This window comes from Mesorhizobium sp. NPDC059054 (genome assembly GCF_042739215.1).
In the GTDB taxonomy this organism is placed as follows: Bacteria; Pseudomonadota; Alphaproteobacteria; order Rhizobiales; family Rhizobiaceae; genus Mesorhizobium.
Window position 1 is genome coordinate 466,868 of record NZ_JBHYHV010000002.1, and the last position, 19,761, is coordinate 486,628.

Below are 19,761 nucleotides of genomic sequence, written 5' to 3' on the forward strand. Positions count from 1 at the left end.
TTGGTTTATGGCTGCTCGCCGACGCGAGCAATGGCGCCGAGAGGGCGAATTTCGATCATGTTTTTCAGACAGGCCGACCAATTGAAAGTGCCGGCTCCGGCGCTTAAAGCGCCGTTTTCCGCTACTTTTGTGGCGCTTTCGATGCTGGCAGCTCCGCTGATGCTTACGGGCTGCATGTCTTCGGAGAAGGACCTCGACCTGTCGACCTATGTCGAGCAGACCGAACCGGCCGACGTGCTTTACAATCAGGGCCTTGCCAATCTGAACGCCGGTCGCCTCGATGAGGCAGCCAAGAAATTTTCCGCCGTCGATCGCCAGCACCCCTATTCGGAATGGGCGCGCAAGTCGATGGTGATGGGCGCCTTCACCAATTATCGCCAGGGCAAGTATGATGACGCAATCAGCGCGGCCAAGCGGTACCTGACGCTTTATCCGTCCACCGACGAGGCTGCCTATGCGCAGTACATTATCGGTCTCAGCTACTACAAGCAGATCGAAGACGTCACCCGCGACCAGAAGGAAGCCAAGCTCACCATCCAGACCATGCAGGAACTGGTGACACGCTGGCCGGATTCCGAATATGTCGAGGACGCCAAGGCCAAGATCCGCTTCGCCAACGACCAGCTCGCCGGCAAGGAAATGCAGGTCGGCCGCTACTATCTCGAACGCAAGGAATATCTGGCTTCGATCAAGCGCTTCCGCAATGTGATCGAAAACTATTCCAACACCCGCCACATCGAGGAGGCGCTGGCGCGCCTGACCGAAGCCTATTACGCGCTCGGCTTGGTCGACGAGGCGCAGACGGCGGCCGCCGTGCTTGGCCAGAACTATCCCGACAGCCAGTGGTACAAGGATTCCTATAAACTCCTGCAGAGCGGCGGCCTGCAGCCGCGCGAGAATGCCGGATCGTGGATCTCCAAGGCTGGCAAGCTGATCACCGGCGGCGCCTGATAACGCCCAGACTGCGCGCCTGATGGGGGCGCGCAATCACCTTTCTTGATGCTATAGAGCGCCGATGCTCTCCAGGCTATCGATTCGCGATATTGTCCTGATCGAACGGCTCGACATCGATTTCGCGCCGGGACTCTCCGTATTGACCGGCGAAACCGGTGCAGGCAAATCCATTCTGCTCGATGCGCTCTCGCTGGCACTCGGCGCGCGTGGCGATGCCTCCCTGGTGCGGCATGGTGCGGCGCAAGGCCAGGTAACGGCCGTGTTCGATGTGCCGCGCAATCACCCGGCACGCGAAATCCTTGCCGAGAATGCCATTGAAGACGATGGCGATATCATCCTGCGTCGCCTGCAGACAGCAGATGGGCGTACGCGCGTCTTCGTCAACGATCAGCCGTCATCCGTCACGCTGATGCGCGATATCGGCCGCGCTTTGGTGGAAATCCACGGCCAGCATGATGACCGCGCCTTGGTCGATCCCGGCGCGCATCGCGATCTGCTCGATGCCTTTGGTGGCCATCTCGGCGTCGTGCACAGCACCGGCGAAGCCTGGCGTTACTGGCGGCAAGCCGAGCAGGATCTGGCGCGTCACCGTGCCAAGGTGGAGGCTGCTGCACGCGAAGCCGACTATCTGCGCGCCTCCGTCACTGAGCTTGCCAAGCTCGATCCGCAGCCGGGCGAAGAAACTGAACTCGCCGAATTGCGCTCGACCATGATGCGGGCCGAAAAGATCGCCGCAGAAATCCATGACGCGCAGGACGTGCTATCGGGGCCGTCCTCGCCGCTGCCGCAGCTCGCCAGCCTTCTGAGACGTCTGCAGCGCAAGGCCGGCGAGGCGCCGGGATTGCTGGAAGACGTGGTGAAATCGCTGGATGAGGCGATGATTTCGCTCGATGCCGCGCAGTCGGGCGTGGAGGCCGCGCTGCGCGCGACCGAATATGACCCGCAGCGGCTGGAAAAGGCCGAGGAGCGGCTGTTCGCGCTGCGCGCGGCCGCGCGCAAGCACAATATCGTCGTCGATAATCTGGCCCAGCTACGCGACACCATGGCTGCAGATCTCGCCGACCTGGACGCCGGCGAGGAGAAGCTTGGTACGCTTGAGAAGCAGGCTGCGGTGGCGCGTGAAGCTTATGATCTCTCCGCCGCTGAATTGTCGGCACTGCGCCATGCCACGGCCACAGGGCTTGCCAAGGCCGTGATGACTGAGCTGCCGGCTCTGAAGCTGGAGCGGGCCGAATTCATCGTCGAGATTTCCAGCGAACCAGACGGCCGGCTGGAAGAGGGCATTGACCAGGTCGAGTTCTGGGTGCGCACGAATCCCGGTACGCGGCCAGGCCCGATGATGAAGGTTGCCTCCGGGGGCGAACTCTCGCGTTTTCTGCTGGCGCTCAAGGTGGCGTTGGCTGATCGCGGCTCGGCCCCGACCCTGGTTTTCGACGAAATCGATACCGGCGTGGGCGGCGCGGTGGCAGATGCCATCGGCCAGAGACTGGCGCGGCTCTCCAAACGCGTGCAGGTCTTGTCCGTCACCCATGCGCCGCAGGTGGCGGCGCGAGCGGCGACGCATTTCCTGATTTCGAAATCGGGCGGTACGGACCGCGTCGCCACCGGCATTGCCGAGATGGATCGTGTTGCGCGCCAGGAAGAGATCGCCCGTATGCTCGCCGGCGCCAGCATCACCGACGAAGCGAGAGCTGCGGCCGAGCGGCTGCTGCGCGAGAACACGGTCGCGTCGTGAACTGTTGGGAGTGACCGCCGGGAACGGCGGAAACGGTTTACATTTTGAGGGAATTTGCCGATGACTTCAGAGCGCCGCGCGTCCGTTCGGACGCGCAAAGGACGCTCTAACAATTTTGGTCTGCGCATCGTGCTTTCCGATTTTCGGGCCGATGCATTAGAGCGCTGCGCGTCCATCCGGACGTGCAAAGGACGCTCTAACAGTTTTAAGTTGCGCATCGTGCTTTCCGAAAATCGATTCCGATTTTCGGGCCGATGCGCTAGAGCAAATCCAGCAAAAGTGCGTAGCGGTTTTGCGTTCGGAATTGCGTAGAAAACAAAGAGTTGGAGCGTTTCCGTGGATAATGGAAACGCTCCAGGGTCCCGCAGTTGGGGAATGGCCACGCCATGTCTGAACAGAACAAGCCCGTCGAAGCCCTAAGCACAGAAGAGGCCGCTGCCGAGCTCGAGCGCCTTGCCGCTGAGATCAAGGAACACGACCGCCGTTATCACGGCGATGATGCACCGATCATCACCGACGCCGAATATGACGCCTTGCGCCGCCGCAATGCTGCGATCGAAGAGGCCTTTCCGGATCTGGTGAGGTCCGACAGCCCGACAGGTTCGGTTGGTGCGGCGCCGGCGGAAGGCTTTGCCAAGGTTCGCCATGCCGTGCCGATGCTCAGCCTCGCCAAAGCCTATACCGATCAGGATGTGGTCGACTTCCTGGAGCGGGCGAAGCGCTTCTTCGAGCGTGACAAGGATTTCGACATTGCTTTCACGGCGGAGCCCAAGATCGACGGGCTTTCAGCGTCGCTTCGCTACGAAAACGGCGTCTTTGTTCAGGGCGCAACGCGTGGTGATGGGGCGGTCGGTGAGGATATCACGGCCAATCTGAAGACCATCGCCGACATTCCGCACAGGCTGAAAGGCTCCGGCTGGCCCGAAGTCATAGAAATCCGTGGCGAAGTCTATATGACCTATGCCGAATTTCAGGCCTTGAAGGAACGTTCTGCAGCCGCCGGCGGGCAGGACTACGTCAACCCGCGCAATACGGCCGCCGGATCGCTGCGCCAGAAGGATCCATCCGTCACTGCCAGCCGCAACCTCAAGTTCTTCGCCTATGCGTGGGGCTACACCTCCGAGGATCCCGCGCCGACGCAGTATGAGGCGGTGCAGAAATTCGCGGACTGGGGATTCCAGATCAGCCCGCTGATGGTACGCGCCAAGTCGGTGGACGAGCTGATCGCGCAATACAGGCTGATTGAGCTGCAACGCTCTTCGCTTGGCTACGACATCGACGGTGTCGTCTACAAGGTCGACCAGCTTGAACTGCAGCGCCGTTGGGGTTTTGTCACCGGTGAGCCACGCTGGGCGGTCGCGCACAAGTTCCCGGCCGAGCAGGCGACGACGACGGTGCGCAAGATCGACATCCAGGTCGGCCGCACCGGAACGCTGGCGCCGGTTGCCCGGCTCGACCCGGTAACGGTCGGGGGTGTTACCGTCGTCAACGTGACGTTGCACAACGAAGACTACATCAAGGGCTTCGACAGCAACGGCGAGCCCATCCGCGAAGGCAACGACATCCGCATCGGCGATACGGTGGTGATCCAGCGGGCAGGGGATGTCATCCCGCAGATCGTCAGCGTGGTGGTCGACAAACGCCCCGCCGATGCCGTGCCTTATGAATTCCCCCACACCTGCCCGGTCTGCGGTTCGGCGGCGACGCGCGAGGTGAACGAAAAGACCGGCAAGGAGGATTCGCGGCGGCGCTGCACGGGCGAACTGATCTGCCCGGCGCAGGCGGTCGAGAGGCTGCGCCATTTCGTGTCGCGCGGTGCGATGGACATCGAAGGCCTGGGTGCCGAAAACATCGATCTGTTTTTCAACGCCGGGCTTCTCGAGACTGCGGCAGATATCTTCAGGCTGAAGGACCGGCGTGCCGAGGTGCAGCAAGCGCTGTTCGAGAGGCGCGAAGCTCAGGCTCTGGCGCGCGAAGCGGCCAAGGGATCGACCCGCAAGAAAGTGCTGACGGCCGAAGAGCGCACCTATGAAGGGCTCGAAAAGCTTTTCGATGCGATCGATGCGCGCCGGGAACCTGAACTCGACCGTTTCATCTTCGCACTTGGCATTCGTCATATCGGCGAAACGACGGCCGCAGCACTTTCCAAGACATTCTCGACGGCGGAAGAATTCATCCGCGTGGGCAAGGAGGCATCCAAGGCGGACGATCCGCACACCGTCTTCCCGTCCATCAACGGCATCGGCGATACGGTGATCGGCGCGTTGTGTGATTTCTTCGGCAATGAGCGCAATGACGATGTGCTGGATGCATTGCTGCAGCAGGTTCGCCCGAAGCCCTACATCGTCAATGTGTCAGCCGACAGCCAGGTCGCCGGCAAGACCGTCGTGTTCACGGGCTCTCTGGAGAAGATGTCGCGATCGGAAGCCAAAGCCATGGCCGAACGGCTGGGCGCCAAGGTCGCCGGATCGGTTTCGGCCAAAACCGATCTTGTCGTTGCCGGGCCAGGCGCCGGTTCGAAGCTCAAGCTTGCGACCGATCTGGGCATTGAAGTGATTGACGAGGATGCCTGGTTCGAAAGGGTGGGGCGGAGCGGGTGATGAGCGGGGCGTTCACTGGCTTCGGCCGCAAGGCCATCCCATTCCTGAAGGCGCTGGATTTCCACCAGAGCCGGGAATGGTTCCAGGAAAACCGCGACTTGTTCGAAAGCGAACTGCGTGAGCCGCTGGGTGATCTGGTCGAGACGCTTTCGGAGCGTTTCGGCGCTGCGGGCCTTGGCTTGCGTGGCGATCGCAAGAAGTCGCTGTTTCGGATCAACCGCGATGTGCGCTTCTCCAAGGACAAGCGACCCTATACCACGCATGTGTCTGCGATCCTGTCACCCGACGGCACCAAGATGGAGCAGGGCGTTTTCTTCTTCTACCTGGGTCTCGATGCCTGTTTCGCCGCGGTAGCCTGGTGGCAGCCGGAGGCCGCAATGCTGCAGGCGATGCGACGGACCATCGAGACGAAGCCGGGTGAGTTCCGCAAGTTGGTTGCTGTGTTGAAGAAGGGCAAGCTGGAACTCGGTACGCAAGGCGCCATGAAGCGCATGCCGCGCGGCTTCGAACATATCACCGATTCCGAGCTTTCCGCTGCGATCCGCAACCGGCATTTCGTTGTGCGGCAGGAAATCGACCCGGCTTCCGTCCATGCGCCGGAACTGGCCGAGGCGCTGGTCGATTTCGCGGTGCGCGCCCGGCCGCTGCTTGACTGGGGCAGGGCAATACAGGGGACGCTTGTGCCGGTCTCGCAGGACTGAAGCGCGACGGAAAGCATCATTTTCGCTGATTGTTTGGCTCAAGCGAATTGGTGTGACATCCGGCAGTTGGCTACCTACATGTCTCCACTCTAGCACGATGCGTAGATTCAAAGTGTTAGAGCGTCCCTGCGTGTCCGAATGGGTGCGCGGCGCTTGGAGCGAATGTGCTCCATCCCTTTGTTCGTCGCATGATCTTGTCCGAAAAGTCAGTCAACATTTCGGATCATCTCTAGGAGTGGCCGATGTCGTCGGAAGCGATAGCCGAGAGGTCCAGGGCAAACGAATTCTGGGACGGTGCCCGGCTCAGCACGCCGGTGGTGGTTGCTTCCGCGCCATTCGCCGTGCTGTTCGGTGCGCTTGCCGTCGACAATGGATTTTCGGTTTTCGAGGCGACCCTGATGAGCGCTGCCGTCTTTGGCGGCGCCAGTCAAATGGTCGGTATCGAACTCTTCGGCCAGCACGTCGCCCCTTGGCTGATCGTGCTTTCCATCTTCGCCGTGAATTTCCGCCATGTGCTTTATTCGGCGGGCATCGGCCGGCGCATCGCGCACTGGCCAGTCGTGCAGCAGGTGCTCGGCTATTTTATCCTCACCGATCCGCAATACGCCATTTCCGAGCGCAGGGCGGAAAACGGTCAGACGGTCAGTTTCGTCTGGTATCTGGGGCTCGGTCTGCCGGTCTATGTGTTCTGGGTGGTGGAAACCGCACTCGGCGCCTATTTCGGTAAGCTGATCAGCAACACCCATACCCTCGGTATCGATTTCCTGCTGCCGATCTATTTCTTCGGCCTCGTCATGGGCTTTCGGAAGCGACCACTGTGGCTGCCGGTCGTGGCGGTGAGCGCCGTTGCGTCGATCATCGCATACAAAACTGTCGGCTCGCCCTGGCATGTCTCGATCGGCGCGGTTGCCGGCGTGCTGCTTGCTGTCATCCTGCCGCCGCATCATAGCGGCGTTGGCGCCAAACCCGGCGCAGAGGCGGAGGAACAGCTGTGAGCACGACTTTCTGGATCATCATTGCAGCGGCGATCGCCACCTATCTCACCCGCGTCGGTGGTCATCTCGTCATCTCGCGCTTCGAGCGCGTGCATCCGCGTGTCGAGGCAGGATTGAACGCCGTACCGGCGGCGGTGCTGACGACACTGGTTGCGCCTGCAGTGTTAAGTGCCGGCCCTGCCGAATGGGCTGCTTTGATCGTGGCGGGCGCCGTCTCCCTGCGCGGCGGGCTGCTGTCCATGTTCCTCGCAGGTGCCGCCGTGCTGATCCTGGCACGGCAGTTCGTAGCTTAGACGCTATATCCTTGGTCGAACCCAGGCCTATGCGCTAAAGCGGCGCCGTTGCCTTTTCCAGCCATGCCAGCGTTTCGCCGTCAACCATCGGGCCGATCTCGGCAAGCACGCGGGCGTGGTAGCCATCGAGCCATTCAAGCTCGGCCTTGGTCAGAAGATCGGCGCGGATCAGACGGGAGTCGATCGGGGCGAGAGTGAGCGTCTCGAAGCCGTGCATGGCAATGTCGCCGCCTTCGATCTCTTCCGCCGGCGTGACGATGATCAGGTTCTCGATGCGGATGCCGTAGTGGCCTTCCTTGTAGTAGCCCGGCTCGTTGGACAGAATCATCCCGGCCAGGAGTTTTTCCGTGCCGGTGCGGGCGATGCGCTGCGGCCCTTCATGGACAGCGAGATAGGAGCCGACGCCGTGGCCGGTACCATGCGCGAAGTCGCAACCGTGGCGCCACAGTGCCATGCGCGCGACCGCGTCGATCTCCGAACCTCGTGTGCCTGCCGGAAAGCGCAGCATGGAAATGTCGATCATGCCTTTCAGGACCAAGGTGAAACGCTCGCGCATCTCTTCCGTCGGCTTGCCGATCGGGACCGTTCGGGTGATGTCGGTGGTGCCGTCCTGATATTGAGCGCCGGAATCGAGCAGGAACAGCTCGTTCCTGCCTAGCTTGCGGTTGGTTTCCGTGGAAACGCGGTAATGCATGATGGCGCCGTTGGGGCCGGCGCCGGAAATGGTGGCGAAAGAGACATCGCGCAACGGCATCTGGGTTTCTTCGCCAGTCTGGCGCCGAACCTCCTCCAGTTGCTTGACGACGGTGATCTCGTCGAGCGTCCCGGGTTGCTGCCGGTCGAGCCAGCACAGCAGCTTGGCCACCGCAGCGCCGTCGCGGCGATGTGCGGCACGGCTGCCGGCGATCTCGGCCTGGTTCTTGGTGGCGCGGGGAATTCGGGCAGGATCGGCAGCTGCAATTACGGTGCCGCCATTGTCCTCCACCAGCATGCGCAGCTTGTCGGCTGCAAGCACTGGATCGAGCGCGATTTGGGCCCCATTCTTCGCCAGGGTCACGATTGCGCCTTCAAATTCCGCCGGTTCGTGCGGATCGCAAAGCTGGGTGAGATAGGCCGCCACGGTACGCGAGAATTTGCGACTGTCCATGAACAGCTGATGCTTGCCGTCGGCCGCCAGGATGGCGAAGCCGAGCGCCAGCGGCGTGTGTGGCACGTCGCCGCCGCGAATGTTGAAGGCCCAGGCGATCGAGGAGGGATCGGTCAGAACGGCATGGGTGGCGCCTTCCTTCTCGACGGCGGCGGCTAACCTCGCCAACTTGTCCTTGGCGAGTTCGCCGGCGAAGGCCTGCGGGTGCAGTTCCACCGGGGCGACCGGCGCGTCAGGCTGATCATCCCAGATGATGTCGATCGGGTTTTCGGCTACCGGCACCAGTTCTGCGCCGGATTTCGCCGCGGCTGTCTTCAAAGCCTTCACCTCGCCGACAGTATGCAACCACGGATCGAAACCGACGCGCACACCCTTGCCGAGATTTTCAGGGATCCAGGAAGCGGGTGGATTGTCGACCAGGCTTTCGATCGTGAAGATCTCAAGATCGACTTCGGCACGCACCTGCAGCGTGTAGCGGCCATCGACGAAGATGAAGGCGCGGTCGCGCAGCACGATGGCGACGCCGGCCGAGCCGCTGAAGCCGGTCAGCCAGCGTAGCCGCGCCGCACGGTCGGGAACATATTCGCCCTGATGTTCGTCGGCGCGAGGCACCACGAAACCGTCGAGACCATTTTCGTTCAGCCACCTGCGAAGCTTGGCGACGTGCGGTTTGCCCACGGTGGGGTCGCCGGCGGGATCGAAAGTCTGGAACATCGATACAAACCCGTCATTGTTTGATTGCGTGGCCGGACCGTAGCTGCGTGGTGGGCGCCTGACAATCGGCGCCATGTGGTCCAGCTATCGCGGATTGCAGTTGGTTCAGCGCTTCATATGGATCGTCACCCAGCCTTCGCGGTGGGTGGTGCGTACATGGCGGAACTGCTGGCCGGCATAGGCAGCCACGACGGCATCGCGCTGGCGGTCGAGAATTCCGGAAAGCACAATGGAGCCGCCTGGCGTCAGGTATTTCGCCATTTCGGGCGCCAGCTTCATCAGCGGCTTGGCCAGGATATTGGCGACGATGAGATCAAACGGCGCACGAGAAGCAAAGGCCGGGTGGTGGAAGCCGGGCGCGGTCGCCGTCTCGACCAGGCCAGCAACATGGTTCAACCGTGCGTTGGCAGCTGCCACATCGACGGCGACAGGGTCGATGTCGGTAGCGAGCACCGGTATGTGGGCGAGGCGGGCAAGCGCAATGGCCAGCACAGCGCTGCCGGTGCCGAGATCCAATGCGTTGCGCGGTTTTTCGCGGATGGCGACACGCTCCAGCATGGCAAGGCAGCCGGCCGTGGTGCCGTGATGACCGGTACCGAAGGCAAGCCCTGCCTCGATCTCGATGGCGATGTCGCCGGCATGGCGCTTCTGGCGATCATGCGCGCCATGCACCAGGAAGCGGCCGGCGCGCACCGGCTTCAGCCCTTCAAGCGAACGAGCCACCCAATCGACGTCGGGCAACACCTCGCGCTCGACCGGGCCGGTGAAGCCCAGCGAGGCCAGTTCGGTCTTCAGCCGCGTCTCGACTGGCTCGATGTCGCCGTCGGCATAGAGCGAGACCTCGTGCAGGTCGCGCTCCTCGTCGAGTTCCAGCACGGCGAGCGGCAGGCCGTCTTCCTCGAAAACGGTTTCGAGGGCTGCGAAGATACGATCTGCCTCGGCCTTGGAAGCGGTCAGATGAAGGCGCGTCTGGCCCATGGATACCTGTCTTGCGGCGCGTGCCGCCCTGAAAAAACCGATCAGCCCTCTTTGGCCAGCCGCTTCAATTTGGCAAGTGCGGTATCCGGGTTTTCTTCATAGGCGATTGTGCCGAAGAAATCGCCCTTGCGGTCGAGCATCAAAACGGAAGCGGTGTGGTCCATGTTGTATTCGCCTTCACCGGTATCGACGCGCTTGAAGTAGATGCCGAAGGATTTCGCCATGGCGCGTACCTTGTCGGGTTGGCCGGTAATACCAACGATACGGTCGGAGAAGTTGCCGACATAGTTCTTCATGACGTCGGGCGTATCGCGTTCGGGGTCGATCGACACGAAGTATGCCTTGATGTCCTTGCCTTCGTCGCCCAGCGTCTTCAGCCAGCCTGCCATTTCGAAAAGTGTGGTCGGGCAGACTTCGGGACAGTGGGTGAAACCGAAAAACACGACTGTGGGTTGTCCGCGGAAGGCGGCTTCGGTGATCGGCTTACCGGTCTGATCGGTGAGCGCAAAAGACGCGCCGAATGGCTGGCCACCATAGTGACCGCGATACCAGTCGAAGGTCAGCCAGCCGATGCCGGCGGCCATGAGCACGAGAATGCCGACGAGGATAGAGCGCATCATGAGAACGATCCGGGACAGAAAGTTGTTCGGTGTCGCAGCCCGATGTTGGGAACATCGGCGGCGATATCATGGTTCGGGGAACTTTATCGCCTCGCCGGAACGAGCGCAAAGTGCGTCATTGCCGCAACCCTCTCGTCCAAGCCTTGCAAGACGGCTTTCCCAGTCCCAACTGAAAGCGGACAATCGCGCCAGCGCAAGGAGGGTTTCTTGTTCTCTTGGACCGGACGAAAACTGATTGGTGGAGCACTTGTTGCTTGTTTTGTCGGTGTCGCAGGAGTGGCACTGGCGCAGCAGGTCGGCAAGGTCGGCGTCGACTGGCTGGGCAACGACATCGTCGTCGAGGCGATCAAGGATCCGAAGGTCGACGGTGTGACCTGCCACGTCTCCTATTTCGAGCGAGGTGTCGTCGACCGGCTGCAGAAGGGCAACTGGTTCGAGGATCCGTCGGATTCGGCGATTTCCTGCCAGCAGACCGGACCGATCAGCATTGGAGACATCGATTTCGGCAAGGGCGGCGAAGAGGTGTTCAAGCAGGGCATCAGCCTGATCTGGAAGAAGCAAGTGGTGAACCGCATCTACGACAAGGCCAACGACACGCTGGTCTATCTCTCGCATTCACGCCAGGTGCAGGACGGATCGGCCAAAATGGCGATCTCGACCGTGCCGCTTTACGGCCAGAACGTCACCTGGAAGAACGGCAAGCCGCAATAGAACGTCTTGCGAGGGGCGCAGGCGGCGCGTAAAGCCGCGTCATGGACCGCACCGAAAATCTCGTGCCGAAGGACCCGGAGCCGCGCATTCATCCGACGGCGGAACTGAAGTCGTGCCGCCTTGGTCGTTATGCCGCGATCGGTGAACGTGTCGTGCTGCGCGAGGTGACGGTCGGCGACTTCTCCTATTTCGAGCGCCATGCCGAGGCGATCTATACGACCATCGGCAAGTTCTGCTCCATCGCTGCCAATACGCGGATCAATGCGTTGGAACACCCAATGGAGCGGCTGACCACGCACAAGGTCAGCTATCGGCCGAACGAATACTTCCGCTGGCTTGGGGTGGATGGCGACTTTCGCGAGCGGCGACGCTCAAAACCGGTCGTCATCGGCCATGATGTCTGGATTGGCCACGGTGCGGTGATCCTGCCCGGAGTGACTGTCGGCAACGGCGCGGTGATCGGCGCTAACGCAGTGGTGACCAGGGATGTTCCCGCCTACACGATTGTCACGGGTGTCCCGGCCAAACGGCTGCGCCGGCGTTTTTCCGAAGAAGTCGCTGCGCGCATAGAGGCGCTGGCTTGGTGGGACTGGTCGCCGGAGAAGCTCGCCAAGGCAGTTCCGGACATGCAGGCGATGGACATCGAGATCTTTCTCAATCGCTGGGAAGCTCAGACGTAGCCGCGTCTGGCTTTGTGTATTGGTAGATTATTGCATTCTAGAAATGTTGTTCGACTGTCGCAGAACCTCCGCATTAACTTGTGCGGATTGCCATTTTGTTATCTCTCCTGAGAAGAGAAGGCTTTCTGACCGTCGGTTGGCGTATCCGGTCCAAACCCGCTAAGAAGGGTGGAGCGGAAATATGACAGGTTCTTTCGTGACCGACTGGTTGGAAATCTTGAGGCAGGAAACCGCAACCGGCGAACGCATGGAGCGCGAGGTGCCGGACATGCTCGCCCATCCTGAGATCAGCGAGGAGCAGGTTCTGGCGTTGTTCTCGGCGCTCGACAAGCAGGCCGATTTTGCAGAGAAGCTCAAGCAGGCATTGGAAAAGTTCGGCCATGATTTCCCGGTGATCACCGCTGCCGAACGGCTGGAGGAACGTTATGCCGATCTTGCCGCAACCGTTGCCGACAAGTTGAAGGCGATGCGCGAATAGCATCCGCGGCCGATCATCCTGGATCGGTCAGCGGCAATGTCAGGTGATCTTGATGTTCGACGACCGCGCCCTAGAGCGTTTCCGTTTTTCATAGAAACGCTCTAACTCTTTGTTTTTTATGTAATTCCGGACGGAAAACCGTTGCACGCTTTCCTGGAATTACTCTAAGCGCCGCGGCCGTTGTCGGCCACCGTGGTCGCCTTGGGTCGCGACCCACCGCCACCGCCAACCACAACAAGGCGCTTGATCTTGCCTTGCTTGAAGGCGGCGAGAAAGCGCTTGTAGTCCTTGAAGGCGACGCAGCCGTGCGATTCCGCCCGGCCGCCGCGAAGCAGATAGGAATGCGCCAGCAGGCCGTTGCGGCCATGCTTGACCTTGCCGTCGACGGGGGTGAGGCGGATCGCCTCGACGCCGTGGAAGAGCGACTCGCGCATCGACAGCTTGTAGGTATCGGGCGGCGTTGGGCCGCGCATCTTCTGGCCTACATAGCGTACATTGTCGGCCATCGAGCCGATGCCGGAATGAGCTTCCAGCTTGGTGCCGTCGGGCATGGTGACGGTGGCGGCGTTGATGTCGTAGACCGCGGTGCCGTTGCCGGCGCGAGCGCCGGAACTGCCGGGCGAGGAGAACAGGTTGCGGAAAGCCTGGCCAAGGCCCCCGCTTTCGGAAGGGTTGTCCGGCCGCGCATAGGCAAGCACGGGCTGCGCCGGCTGGCTGATACGCTTCGCCGGTTTGCGCGCTGGCTGATCGTCGCTTTCCGGCTCTGCCTCGGCGCGGCGGCGCGTTTCTGACTTGGTGCCTTCCTCGGCGCGCGGACGATAAACCGGCAACGGTACATTTTCAGGAACGGCGGCGAAGTCGGGACCTTCGATCACTTCGCCGGTATCGGCCAGCGCGATCTGTTCTTCGTCGTCACCATCATCGTCCTGATCGGGCAGGACAAGGCTTGCCACCAGAACTTCGCGCACGGCGGAATGCGCTGCGGGCGCGGCATCGGCGAAGCCGAGTTCCATGGTGGATGGGGTGGATAGGGCAAGCGCCACGCGCGCGGCGCGTTCCGGCTCGGCCAAGCCTGGACCGAAGCGGTCGGCGTTTGGCGTACCGAGTGCGCGCGCGAAACGCTCGTCCGACGGATCCCGCTGCTGCAGCGCTTCGGCCGCTGCCAGCCTTTCGGTCTTGTCGGCAGCCTCGGCCACTGCCGCCTGTTGCCGACGCTTGGCCCATTCGTGTGCCACCAGCGCCTGCTTGAGCTTGGAGGCAGCCTCCATCGATTGCGTGTCGGCAGTCGCTACGCCGACGCGCGCGGGCAGAAAATGCGCGTTGGCGCGGATCGAGGTTGCTGCTGAGTAAGCGCCGGCGACAGTCGCCAGCGACCACATCGCCAGCACGGCGCCTGCCGTGGGGATGGTAACCCAGCCCGCCATCCTTGCGGAGCGGGCCAGCATTGTCTTGAAACCAGAGGCGGGACGATTGCCCCGGAATTTTTCACGCACGAACGCCATGCCGACCGAACTTCCTTCAATCGGCGCAACACGCAGAAACCGCCTTACCCATTCGCCCGCCGGAATACCGGTCGCGCGTGGCGGTCCTTTGCCGATTATCTCAAAGGATGGACAAAGATGGTTAACCAATCCCTGTGTCGCCCCTCATTGGATTGGAGCCCGCCGCGAAAAACCCTCCTAAAAAGGCAAGAAAGCGGCAAAATCGCCCGCTGGCAAGGATTTTCGGTCTTTGACTGGAAAAAATGACGCAGGGGAAGGGCTCGGAGCGAGTTTACTTTTGGTGTGAAGGGCGGGGTAGGTCACTCCTGACAGATCTGTCAGGAAGTCGGCGTGACCACCAAAACAGACCGGCATCCCGCCCTATATCGATCCCATGACCCAGAAAACCATCGGCATCGCCCCTCAAGGTAACCGCGAAGACGTTGCCGCCCTTGTCTCCGTCGCCGCCATGATCGCCGCGCTGTTTGCGGGTAGCACGGCACTGACGCCACTCTATGTTATCTATCGGGAGGCGTTCGGCTTCTCGCAGGTCACGCTTACCCTGGTCTACGCCATCTACGTGGTCGGCAATCTTGCGGCGCTTCTGCTGTTCGGGCGCGTATCGGATGCCATCGGCCGCCGTCCAACGGTACTGATCGCCGTGGTGGTGACAGTTGCGAGCGCCGCGCTCTTCCTTTTCGCGCGCAGCCTTGCCACGCTGGAGATCGCCAGAGTGCTGAGCGGGCTGGGGATCGGGGTTGGTGTCGGAAGCGGCACTGCCTGGCTCAGCGAACTGGTCGCGACGGAGGACAAGACCTTCGCCTCGATGATCGCCACGGGCACGAATTTTGTCGGGTTGGGCATTGGCGCACTTGTTGCCGGACTGCTTGCCGAATATGCGCCACTACCCCTGCGGCTGACTTTTATCGCTTATCTGGCGGCGCTTGGCATTGTCGCCATCCTGATCTGGCGCACGCCCGAGACGGTGCGCAAGTCTGGCCGGCTGGCGGATGTATCGTTCCGGCCAAGGCTAGGGTTGCCGCCCGAAGTGCGCCCGCGTTTCGTGGCGCCAGCTGTCACAGGTTTCGGCGCAATGGCGTTGGTCGGCTTCTTTGCGGCTCTTGCCCCAGGTGTGTTGGTGAGGGACCTTCACATCGCCAATCATGCGGCGGCCGGAGCGCTGTTCTTCGAGCTGGCATTGATGGCGGCTGTGACCATCGCGCTGACCGGCCGGTTGGCCAGCCGCCATGCCATGCTGACCGCGCTGGCGCTGATGCCGCCGGCTGTGGTGCTGGTGGTGGCGGCGCAATGGTTCGGCTCGCTCTCCATCATGCTGATGGCCACGGCGCTCTGCGGGATTGCCGCAGCACTCGGCTATCGCGGCAGCTTGCAGGTGGTCAACCAGATCGCGCCGCCCACACGACGGGCTGAGATCGCCTCGGTCTATTTCATCTGCTGTTTCTGCGGCAACGCGCTGCCGGTGGTCGGTATCGGCGTGATCTCCACGCTGGCCGGCGCGACCGCCGCCAGTATCGCGTTCGCCAGCATGATCGTGGTCTTCGCACTGACTGCGCTGGGGTTTGGGATGAAGTACAGGGGGTGAAGGCCTCACACCGCCTTCACGAACCCGTCCAGCACCTTCTTCTGGCCGGCGCGGTCGAAATCGATGGTCAGCTTGTTGCCGTCGATCGCCGCGATGTTGCCGTTGCCGAACTTCTGGTGGAAGACACGGTCGCCAACATTGAAGGCCGAAGGCGCGTCCGCCACCGACTTCGCCACCAGTTCGCCTTCGATGGTGCGGCCTTTTACCGAGGTGCGGCCGGCGCCATAGCCGGAATCGACCTCACCATAACCGATGCGCTCGACCTGGTGGCCGCTGCGTGTGCCCCAGTTGCGGTCCGTCGCTTCGGTGCGGTTCTGCTGGGCGCGCTGCCAGCCAGGCGTGGCGTAGCTGTTGGAGAAGGAGCCACCCTGATCGCCGCGCGCGGCCCGGCCGCCCGACGGCGAGCCGATGCTGTCGAAGCGCGAGGCACCATACGGATTTTGGCGCCCGGCCGAGAAGCCGCCTCGGCCCGAGGCGAAGGCACCGCCGCCATAAGGATTGCCGTAGCCGCCGTAGCTGGGGCCACCACCTTCCTGCACCTCGACATGCGCTTCCGGCAATTCGTCGAGGAAGCGGGACGGGATGGTCGATTGCCACAATCCATGGATGCGGCGATTGGAGACGAACCAGATGTGCAGGTTCTTCTTGGCACGGGTGACGCCGACATAGGCCAGCCGCCGCTCTTCCTCCAATCCTGAACGACCGCCTTCGTCCAGCGCACGCTGGTGAGGGAAAAGGCCTTCCTCCCAGCCAGGCAAGAACACGGTCTCGAACTCCAGGCCCTTGGCCGAATGCAGCGTCATGATGGAGACAGCGTCGAGGCCCTCATTCTGCTCGGCGTCCATCACCAGAGCGACATGTTCGAGGAAGGCGCGCAGCGATTCATATTCCTCCATGGAGCGGATCAGCTCCTTGAGGTTTTCCAGCCGGCCAGGGGCTTCCGCGGAACGGTCGTTCTTCCACATGTCGGTGTAACCGCTCTCCTCGAGGATCATCTCGGCGAGTTCGGTGTGCGGTGTGGAATCGATCAGGCTCTGCCAACGCATGAAGTTGGCGGCGACTTCGCGCAGCGCCGCGCGTGGCTTGGGCTTCAGCTCATCGCTTTCGGCAAGGCGGGCGGAGGCCTCCAGCATCGGCACGCCGAGCGCACGCGCAGTGTCGTGGATCTGGCGGATGGTGGCGTCGCCCAGGCCGCGTTTCGGCACGTTGACGATGCGCTCGAAAGCGAGGTCGTCGCCGGAATTGGCGACGACGCGCATGAAGGCCATAGCGTCGCGGATTTCCTGGCGTTCGTAGAAGCGGGGGCCACCGATGACGCGATAGTTGAGGCCGATCTCGATGAAGCGATCCTCGAAGGAGCGCATCTGGAACGAAGCGCGCACCAGGATGGCCATGTCGTTCAGCTTGTGACGATCGCGCTGATAGGCCTCTATGACCTCGCCGACGGCGCGCGCTTCCTCATCCGAATCCCAGGCCGCATGCACATTGACCCTGGGGTCTTCCGGATCCGGCCGGTCCGTGAACAGCGTCTTGCCGAGGCGGCCCTCATTGTGGGCGATGAGATGGGCGGCAGCACCCAGGATATGGGCGGTGGAGCGATAATTGCGCTCCAGGCGGATGACGGTTGCGCCGGGAAAGTCCTTCTCGAAGCGCAGGATGTTGTCCACCTCAGCACCGCGCCAGCCATAGATCGATTGATCGTCGTCGCCGACGCAGCAGATATTGACCCTGTTCTCGCTCGCGCGCTGTTCCGCGCCTGACGACGCGGGCGCTCCGCGGGGGCCTCGCGACGGCTCGGTCGCCCAGTCGGGCCCGCGACCTTCGGTCGTGGGGACTGCGCTGGACTGTTTCGGCCGCTGTGCCAGCAGTCTCAGCCACATATATTGCGCGGTGTTGGTGTCCTGGTACTCGTCTACCAGTATGTATTTGAACTTGCGGTGGTATTCGGCCAGCACGTCATGGTGCTTGCGGAAGATGCGGATCGGGTGCAGCAGCAGATCGCCGAAGTCGCAGGCGTTCAGCGTGGTCAACCGGTCCTGATAGGCGCGGTACAGCTCACGACCCCGGCCATTGGCGAAGGCGCGTGCGTCACCCTCCGGGATTTCGTCGGGAGCGAGGCCCTTGTTCTTCCAACTGTCGACCATTTGCGCGAAGGTACGCGGCGCCCAGCGCTTGTCGTCCAGCCCCTCGGCCTGAATCAGCTGCTTGATGAGGCGGGTGACATCGTCGGTGTCGAGGATGGTGAAATCCGAGCGCAGCCCGGCGAGCTCGGCATGGCGGCGCAACAGCTTGACGCCGATGGAGTGGAACGTGCCCAGCCATGGCATGCCTTCGATCGCCTCGCCGACAAGGACGCCGATGCGATGCTTCATTTCGCGCGCGGCCTTGTTGGTGAAGGTGACGGCGAGGATCTGGCTCGGGAAGGCGCGGCCGGTGGCCAGGATGTGCGCGATGCGGGTGGTGAGCACGCGCGTCTTGCCGGTGCCGGCGCCGGCCAGGACCAGCACCGGGCCTTCGGTGGTTTCCACCGCCTGCCGCTGTTCGGGGTTGAGGCCCTTCAGGTACTCGGGCGGGTTGTTGTGACCCTGGCGCGCTGCCATGGCGCGGGCCGCGATGCCGGACGGAGCTGCCTGCGAAGAAGATGCGCGCGCGGCGTCGAAGCGCGGAGCGTCGTCCTCGTCAAAGAAGGGCATGTCGTGATCGCCGGCCATTTCGTTTCCGAATGTAGTGATTCGGGCGAGAAAGGCCAGCAATGTTCATACACTGTTCCAGGATTCGACGGCTTTGACCCGTGTTGACGGCTTGATGCGACATGGATAGCGTTCGGCGACGGCTCGACGCAGCCGGCAGTCCGCGCCTTGAAAAGGTATGGCGAATGCGTCGTCATGATTCAGTCTGGTCCTTGTCCCTGGGACGAAGGCACCGGCAATGCGGGCCCCGGTGAGGCTTTTCGTCCCGACGAGAAGGATCGCAGACCATGCGTACATTCCTGGACGCCAAGGCGATGGCAAAAGCCATGCGCGAGGCGCTTGCCGCCAAGAACGTCGACATTCCCCATTCCGAGGCGCTGGAGATCGTGGCCCGCCAGTTCGGCCTCGAGAGCTGGAACATCCTGTCCGCCCGGATCGAGCGCGGCGAGGGCGGGGCACTCGTTGGCAAGGTGGGCAGAGGCATTGCCTTCGAACAAGCCGTGCCGATCTTGCGCATCTTCGATGTCGCCAAGGCCCATGAGTTCTATCTGGGTTTCCTCGGATTCAGCGTCGATTGGGAGCACCGCTACGAGGACAACTCCCCGCTCTACACCCAGGTGTCGCGGGCCGGTCTCAGGTTGCATCTGTCCGAACATTCGGGCGACGCCAGCCCCGGCGGCAACATGGTCGTCTATATGAGCGGTGTCGAGGCGTTCCAACGCGAGCTGGCGGCGAAGAGATATCGTTATATGAACCCGGGACTGGAGAAGGAGGACGGCCGGCTGGAGGTCGAGGTGATCGACCCGTTCGGCAATCGCATCCGCTTCATGGAGATCGTCAAAGACGATTGATCCAGGCGTCTCGGCGCCCGGGAATAGAAGCGTTCATCGTCCGCTCCGCAATATTTTCGGCAAGCGTTTCCCGAAATCCACACTGGCGCCTTGTTATCGTCGCGGCGGGCGAGTTTAGTCTTTGCTCCTTTGGTGCGGTCGGTTAAATCTGTCCGCGCCAACCATTCAAGGCGAGGCCATGCAAGAACCGTTCGACTCCAAACCCCCGACCACGGTGGACGACAATTTCGACAAGGCAGCCATTGCCGTGATCGTGGTTTTCGGTGCGCTCATCATCGGCGGCTTGATGGCGGCCAATCTGGTCTATGGTCACCGCAACGGCTTCCTCTATGCGCTGGGCGCAGCGGGTACCGCCTGGATCGCCGGCCACATGATCCTGTTCGATCTGCCACGCGCCTATGCCGCCATGGTGGCGGCTTCTTTCCTGCTGGCGCTTCTGTCGACTCTGGCGCTCGCCTGATCGATCGCGTCGCGCGATCGATCAGGAAATTCAGCGTATTATCGGGTTTTGCTATGAGCCAACCAGAGCC

General features: G+C 62.1%; 17 protein-coding genes. 12 read left to right on the plus strand and 5 right to left on the minus strand.

The features are described 5' to 3' along the window. Nucleotides 1–57 precede the first annotated feature (57 nt). The 6 genes from ACFWXH_RS09985 to ACFWXH_RS10010 all read left to right on the plus strand — a co-directional run bounded on the left by ACFWXH_RS09985 (nt 58) and on the right by ACFWXH_RS10010 (nt 7,278). Complete coding sequence (locus ACFWXH_RS09985) at nt 58–951, plus strand: outer membrane protein assembly factor BamD (RefSeq protein WP_379119755.1); 894 nt, start codon at nt 58–60, stop codon at nt 949–951. A 64-nt stretch (nt 952–1,015) separates the two neighbouring features. Next, nucleotides 1,016–2,689 carry a DNA repair protein RecN gene (gene recN / locus ACFWXH_RS09990; protein WP_379119757.1) on the plus strand — a complete coding sequence of 558 codons (1,674 nt, stop codon included), beginning with the start codon at nt 1,016–1,018 and terminating at the stop codon, nt 2,687–2,689. 386 nt (nt 2,690–3,075) lie between these two features. Beyond that, nucleotides 3,076–5,289 carry an NAD-dependent DNA ligase LigA gene (gene ligA, locus ACFWXH_RS09995; RefSeq protein WP_379119759.1) on the plus strand — a complete coding sequence of 738 codons (2,214 nt, stop codon included), beginning with the start codon at nt 3,076–3,078 and terminating at the stop codon, nt 5,287–5,289. Beyond that, nucleotides 5,289–5,990: a DUF2461 domain-containing protein gene (locus ACFWXH_RS10000; protein WP_379119761.1), complete on the plus strand. Its 702-nt coding sequence runs from the start codon at nt 5,289–5,291 to the stop codon at nt 5,988–5,990. Before ligA ends, ACFWXH_RS10000 begins: the two co-directional genes overlap by 1 nt. A gap of 242 nt (nt 5,991–6,232) precedes the next feature. Continuing rightward, on the plus strand, nt 6,233–6,985 hold the full coding sequence (locus ACFWXH_RS10005; protein WP_379119763.1) for an AzlC family ABC transporter permease: 753 nt from the start codon (nt 6,233–6,235) through the stop codon (nt 6,983–6,985). Beyond that, complete coding sequence (locus ACFWXH_RS10010; RefSeq protein WP_379119765.1) at nt 6,982–7,278, plus strand: AzlD family protein; 297 nt, start codon at nt 6,982–6,984, stop codon at nt 7,276–7,278. Before ACFWXH_RS10005 ends, ACFWXH_RS10010 begins: the two co-directional genes overlap by 4 nt. 34 nt (nt 7,279–7,312) lie before the next feature. On the opposite strand, the gene ACFWXH_RS10015 is transcribed toward ACFWXH_RS10010, so the two are convergent. The 3 genes from ACFWXH_RS10015 to ACFWXH_RS10025 all read right to left on the minus strand — a co-directional run bounded on the left by ACFWXH_RS10015 (nt 7,313) and on the right by ACFWXH_RS10025 (nt 10,737). After that, nucleotides 7,313–9,139: an aminopeptidase P family protein gene (locus tag ACFWXH_RS10015; RefSeq protein WP_379119767.1), complete on the minus strand. Its 1,827-nt coding sequence runs from the start codon at nt 9,137–9,139 to the stop codon at nt 7,313–7,315. Nucleotides 9,140–9,244: 105 nt separating this feature from the next. Further along, nucleotides 9,245–10,117, minus strand: coding sequence for a 50S ribosomal protein L11 methyltransferase (locus ACFWXH_RS10020; RefSeq protein WP_379119769.1), 873 nt, complete (start codon nt 10,115–10,117; stop codon nt 9,245–9,247). A 41-nt stretch (nt 10,118–10,158) separates the two neighbouring features. Next, nucleotides 10,159–10,737: an SCO family protein gene (locus tag ACFWXH_RS10025; protein ID WP_379119771.1), complete on the minus strand. Its 579-nt coding sequence runs from the start codon at nt 10,735–10,737 to the stop codon at nt 10,159–10,161. A 207-nt stretch (nt 10,738–10,944) separates the two neighbouring features. Here ACFWXH_RS10025 and ACFWXH_RS10030 point away from each other — a divergent pair, with 207 nt between their 5' ends. The 3 genes from ACFWXH_RS10030 (at nt 10,945) to ACFWXH_RS10040 (ending at nt 12,606) form a co-directional block, all read left to right on the plus strand. After that, nucleotides 10,945–11,448, plus strand: coding sequence for a CreA family protein (locus ACFWXH_RS10030; RefSeq protein ID WP_379119773.1), 504 nt, complete (start codon nt 10,945–10,947; stop codon nt 11,446–11,448). A gap of 41 nt (nt 11,449–11,489) precedes the next feature. Continuing rightward, the gene (locus ACFWXH_RS10035; protein ID WP_379119775.1) at nt 11,490–12,128 is read left to right on the plus strand and encodes a DapH/DapD/GlmU-related protein; all 639 of its coding nucleotides are present in this window, start codon (nt 11,490–11,492) and stop codon (nt 12,126–12,128) included. 196 nt (nt 12,129–12,324) lie between these two features. Then, nucleotides 12,325–12,606 carry a hypothetical protein gene (locus tag ACFWXH_RS10040; RefSeq protein WP_379120894.1) on the plus strand — a complete coding sequence of 94 codons (282 nt, stop codon included), beginning with the start codon at nt 12,325–12,327 and terminating at the stop codon, nt 12,604–12,606. A 164-nt stretch (nt 12,607–12,770) separates the two neighbouring features. Here ACFWXH_RS10040 and ACFWXH_RS10045 read toward each other — a convergent pair whose 3' ends face one another. Beyond that, nucleotides 12,771–14,108 (minus strand): DUF2778 domain-containing protein, encoded by a 1,338-nt coding sequence (locus tag ACFWXH_RS10045; RefSeq protein ID WP_379119777.1) that lies wholly within the window; start codon nt 14,106–14,108, stop codon nt 12,771–12,773. Between the two features lie 373 nt (nt 14,109–14,481). Between ACFWXH_RS10045 and ACFWXH_RS10050 the strand changes: the two genes are divergently transcribed. Then, the gene (locus tag ACFWXH_RS10050) at nt 14,482–15,690 is read left to right on the plus strand and encodes an MFS transporter (RefSeq protein ID WP_379119779.1); all 1,209 of its coding nucleotides are present in this window, start codon (nt 14,482–14,484) and stop codon (nt 15,688–15,690) included. Nucleotides 15,691–15,695: 5 nt separating this feature from the next. On the opposite strand, the gene ACFWXH_RS10055 is transcribed toward ACFWXH_RS10050, so the two are convergent. Beyond that, nucleotides 15,696–18,401, minus strand: coding sequence for an ATP-dependent helicase (locus ACFWXH_RS10055; protein ID WP_379119781.1), 2,706 nt, complete (start codon nt 18,399–18,401; stop codon nt 15,696–15,698). Between the two features lie 266 nt (nt 18,402–18,667). On the opposite strand from ACFWXH_RS10055, the gene ACFWXH_RS10060 reads away from it, so the two are divergent. Together ACFWXH_RS10060 and ACFWXH_RS10065 are read left to right on the plus strand one after the other, a co-directional pair. Continuing rightward, the gene (locus ACFWXH_RS10060; RefSeq protein WP_379119783.1) at nt 18,668–19,231 is read left to right on the plus strand and encodes a glyoxalase superfamily protein; all 564 of its coding nucleotides are present in this window, start codon (nt 18,668–18,670) and stop codon (nt 19,229–19,231) included. Between the two features lie 178 nt (nt 19,232–19,409). Further along, nucleotides 19,410–19,691 (plus strand): hypothetical protein, encoded by a 282-nt coding sequence (locus ACFWXH_RS10065; RefSeq protein ID WP_054308215.1) that lies wholly within the window; start codon nt 19,410–19,412, stop codon nt 19,689–19,691. Nucleotides 19,692–19,761 lie beyond the last annotated feature (70 nt).

Coding starts and splice junctions, on each gene's coding strand:
- ACFWXH_RS09985 (WP_379119755.1), top strand. CDS start 58: ATGTTTTTCAGACAGGCCGACCAATTGAAAGTGCCGGCTCCGGCGCTT.
- recN (WP_379119757.1), top strand. CDS start 1,016: ATGCTCTCCAGGCTATCGATTCGCGATATTGTCCTGATCGAACGGCTC.
- ligA (WP_379119759.1), top strand. CDS start 3,076: ATGTCTGAACAGAACAAGCCCGTCGAAGCCCTAAGCACAGAAGAGGCC.
- ACFWXH_RS10000 (WP_379119761.1), top strand. CDS start 5,289: ATGAGCGGGGCGTTCACTGGCTTCGGCCGCAAGGCCATCCCATTCCTG.
- ACFWXH_RS10005 (WP_379119763.1), top strand. CDS start 6,233: ATGTCGTCGGAAGCGATAGCCGAGAGGTCCAGGGCAAACGAATTCTGG.
- ACFWXH_RS10015 (WP_379119767.1), bottom strand. CDS start 9,139: ATGTTCCAGACTTTCGATCCCGCCGGCGACCCCACCGTGGGCAAACCG.
- ACFWXH_RS10020 (WP_379119769.1), bottom strand. CDS start 10,117: ATGGGCCAGACGCGCCTTCATCTGACCGCTTCCAAGGCCGAGGCAGAT.
- ACFWXH_RS10025 (WP_379119771.1), bottom strand. CDS start 10,737: ATGATGCGCTCTATCCTCGTCGGCATTCTCGTGCTCATGGCCGCCGGC.
- ACFWXH_RS10035 (WP_379119775.1), top strand. CDS start 11,490: ATGGACCGCACCGAAAATCTCGTGCCGAAGGACCCGGAGCCGCGCATT.
- ACFWXH_RS10045 (WP_379119777.1), bottom strand. CDS start 14,108: ATGGCGTTCGTGCGTGAAAAATTCCGGGGCAATCGTCCCGCCTCTGGT.
- ACFWXH_RS10050 (WP_379119779.1), top strand. CDS start 14,482: ATGACCCAGAAAACCATCGGCATCGCCCCTCAAGGTAACCGCGAAGAC.
- ACFWXH_RS10055 (WP_379119781.1), bottom strand. CDS start 18,401: ATGGCCGGCGATCACGACATGCCCTTCTTTGACGAGGACGACGCTCCG.
- ACFWXH_RS10060 (WP_379119783.1), top strand. CDS start 18,668: ATGCGTACATTCCTGGACGCCAAGGCGATGGCAAAAGCCATGCGCGAG.
- ACFWXH_RS10065 (WP_054308215.1), top strand. CDS start 19,410: ATGCAAGAACCGTTCGACTCCAAACCCCCGACCACGGTGGACGACAAT.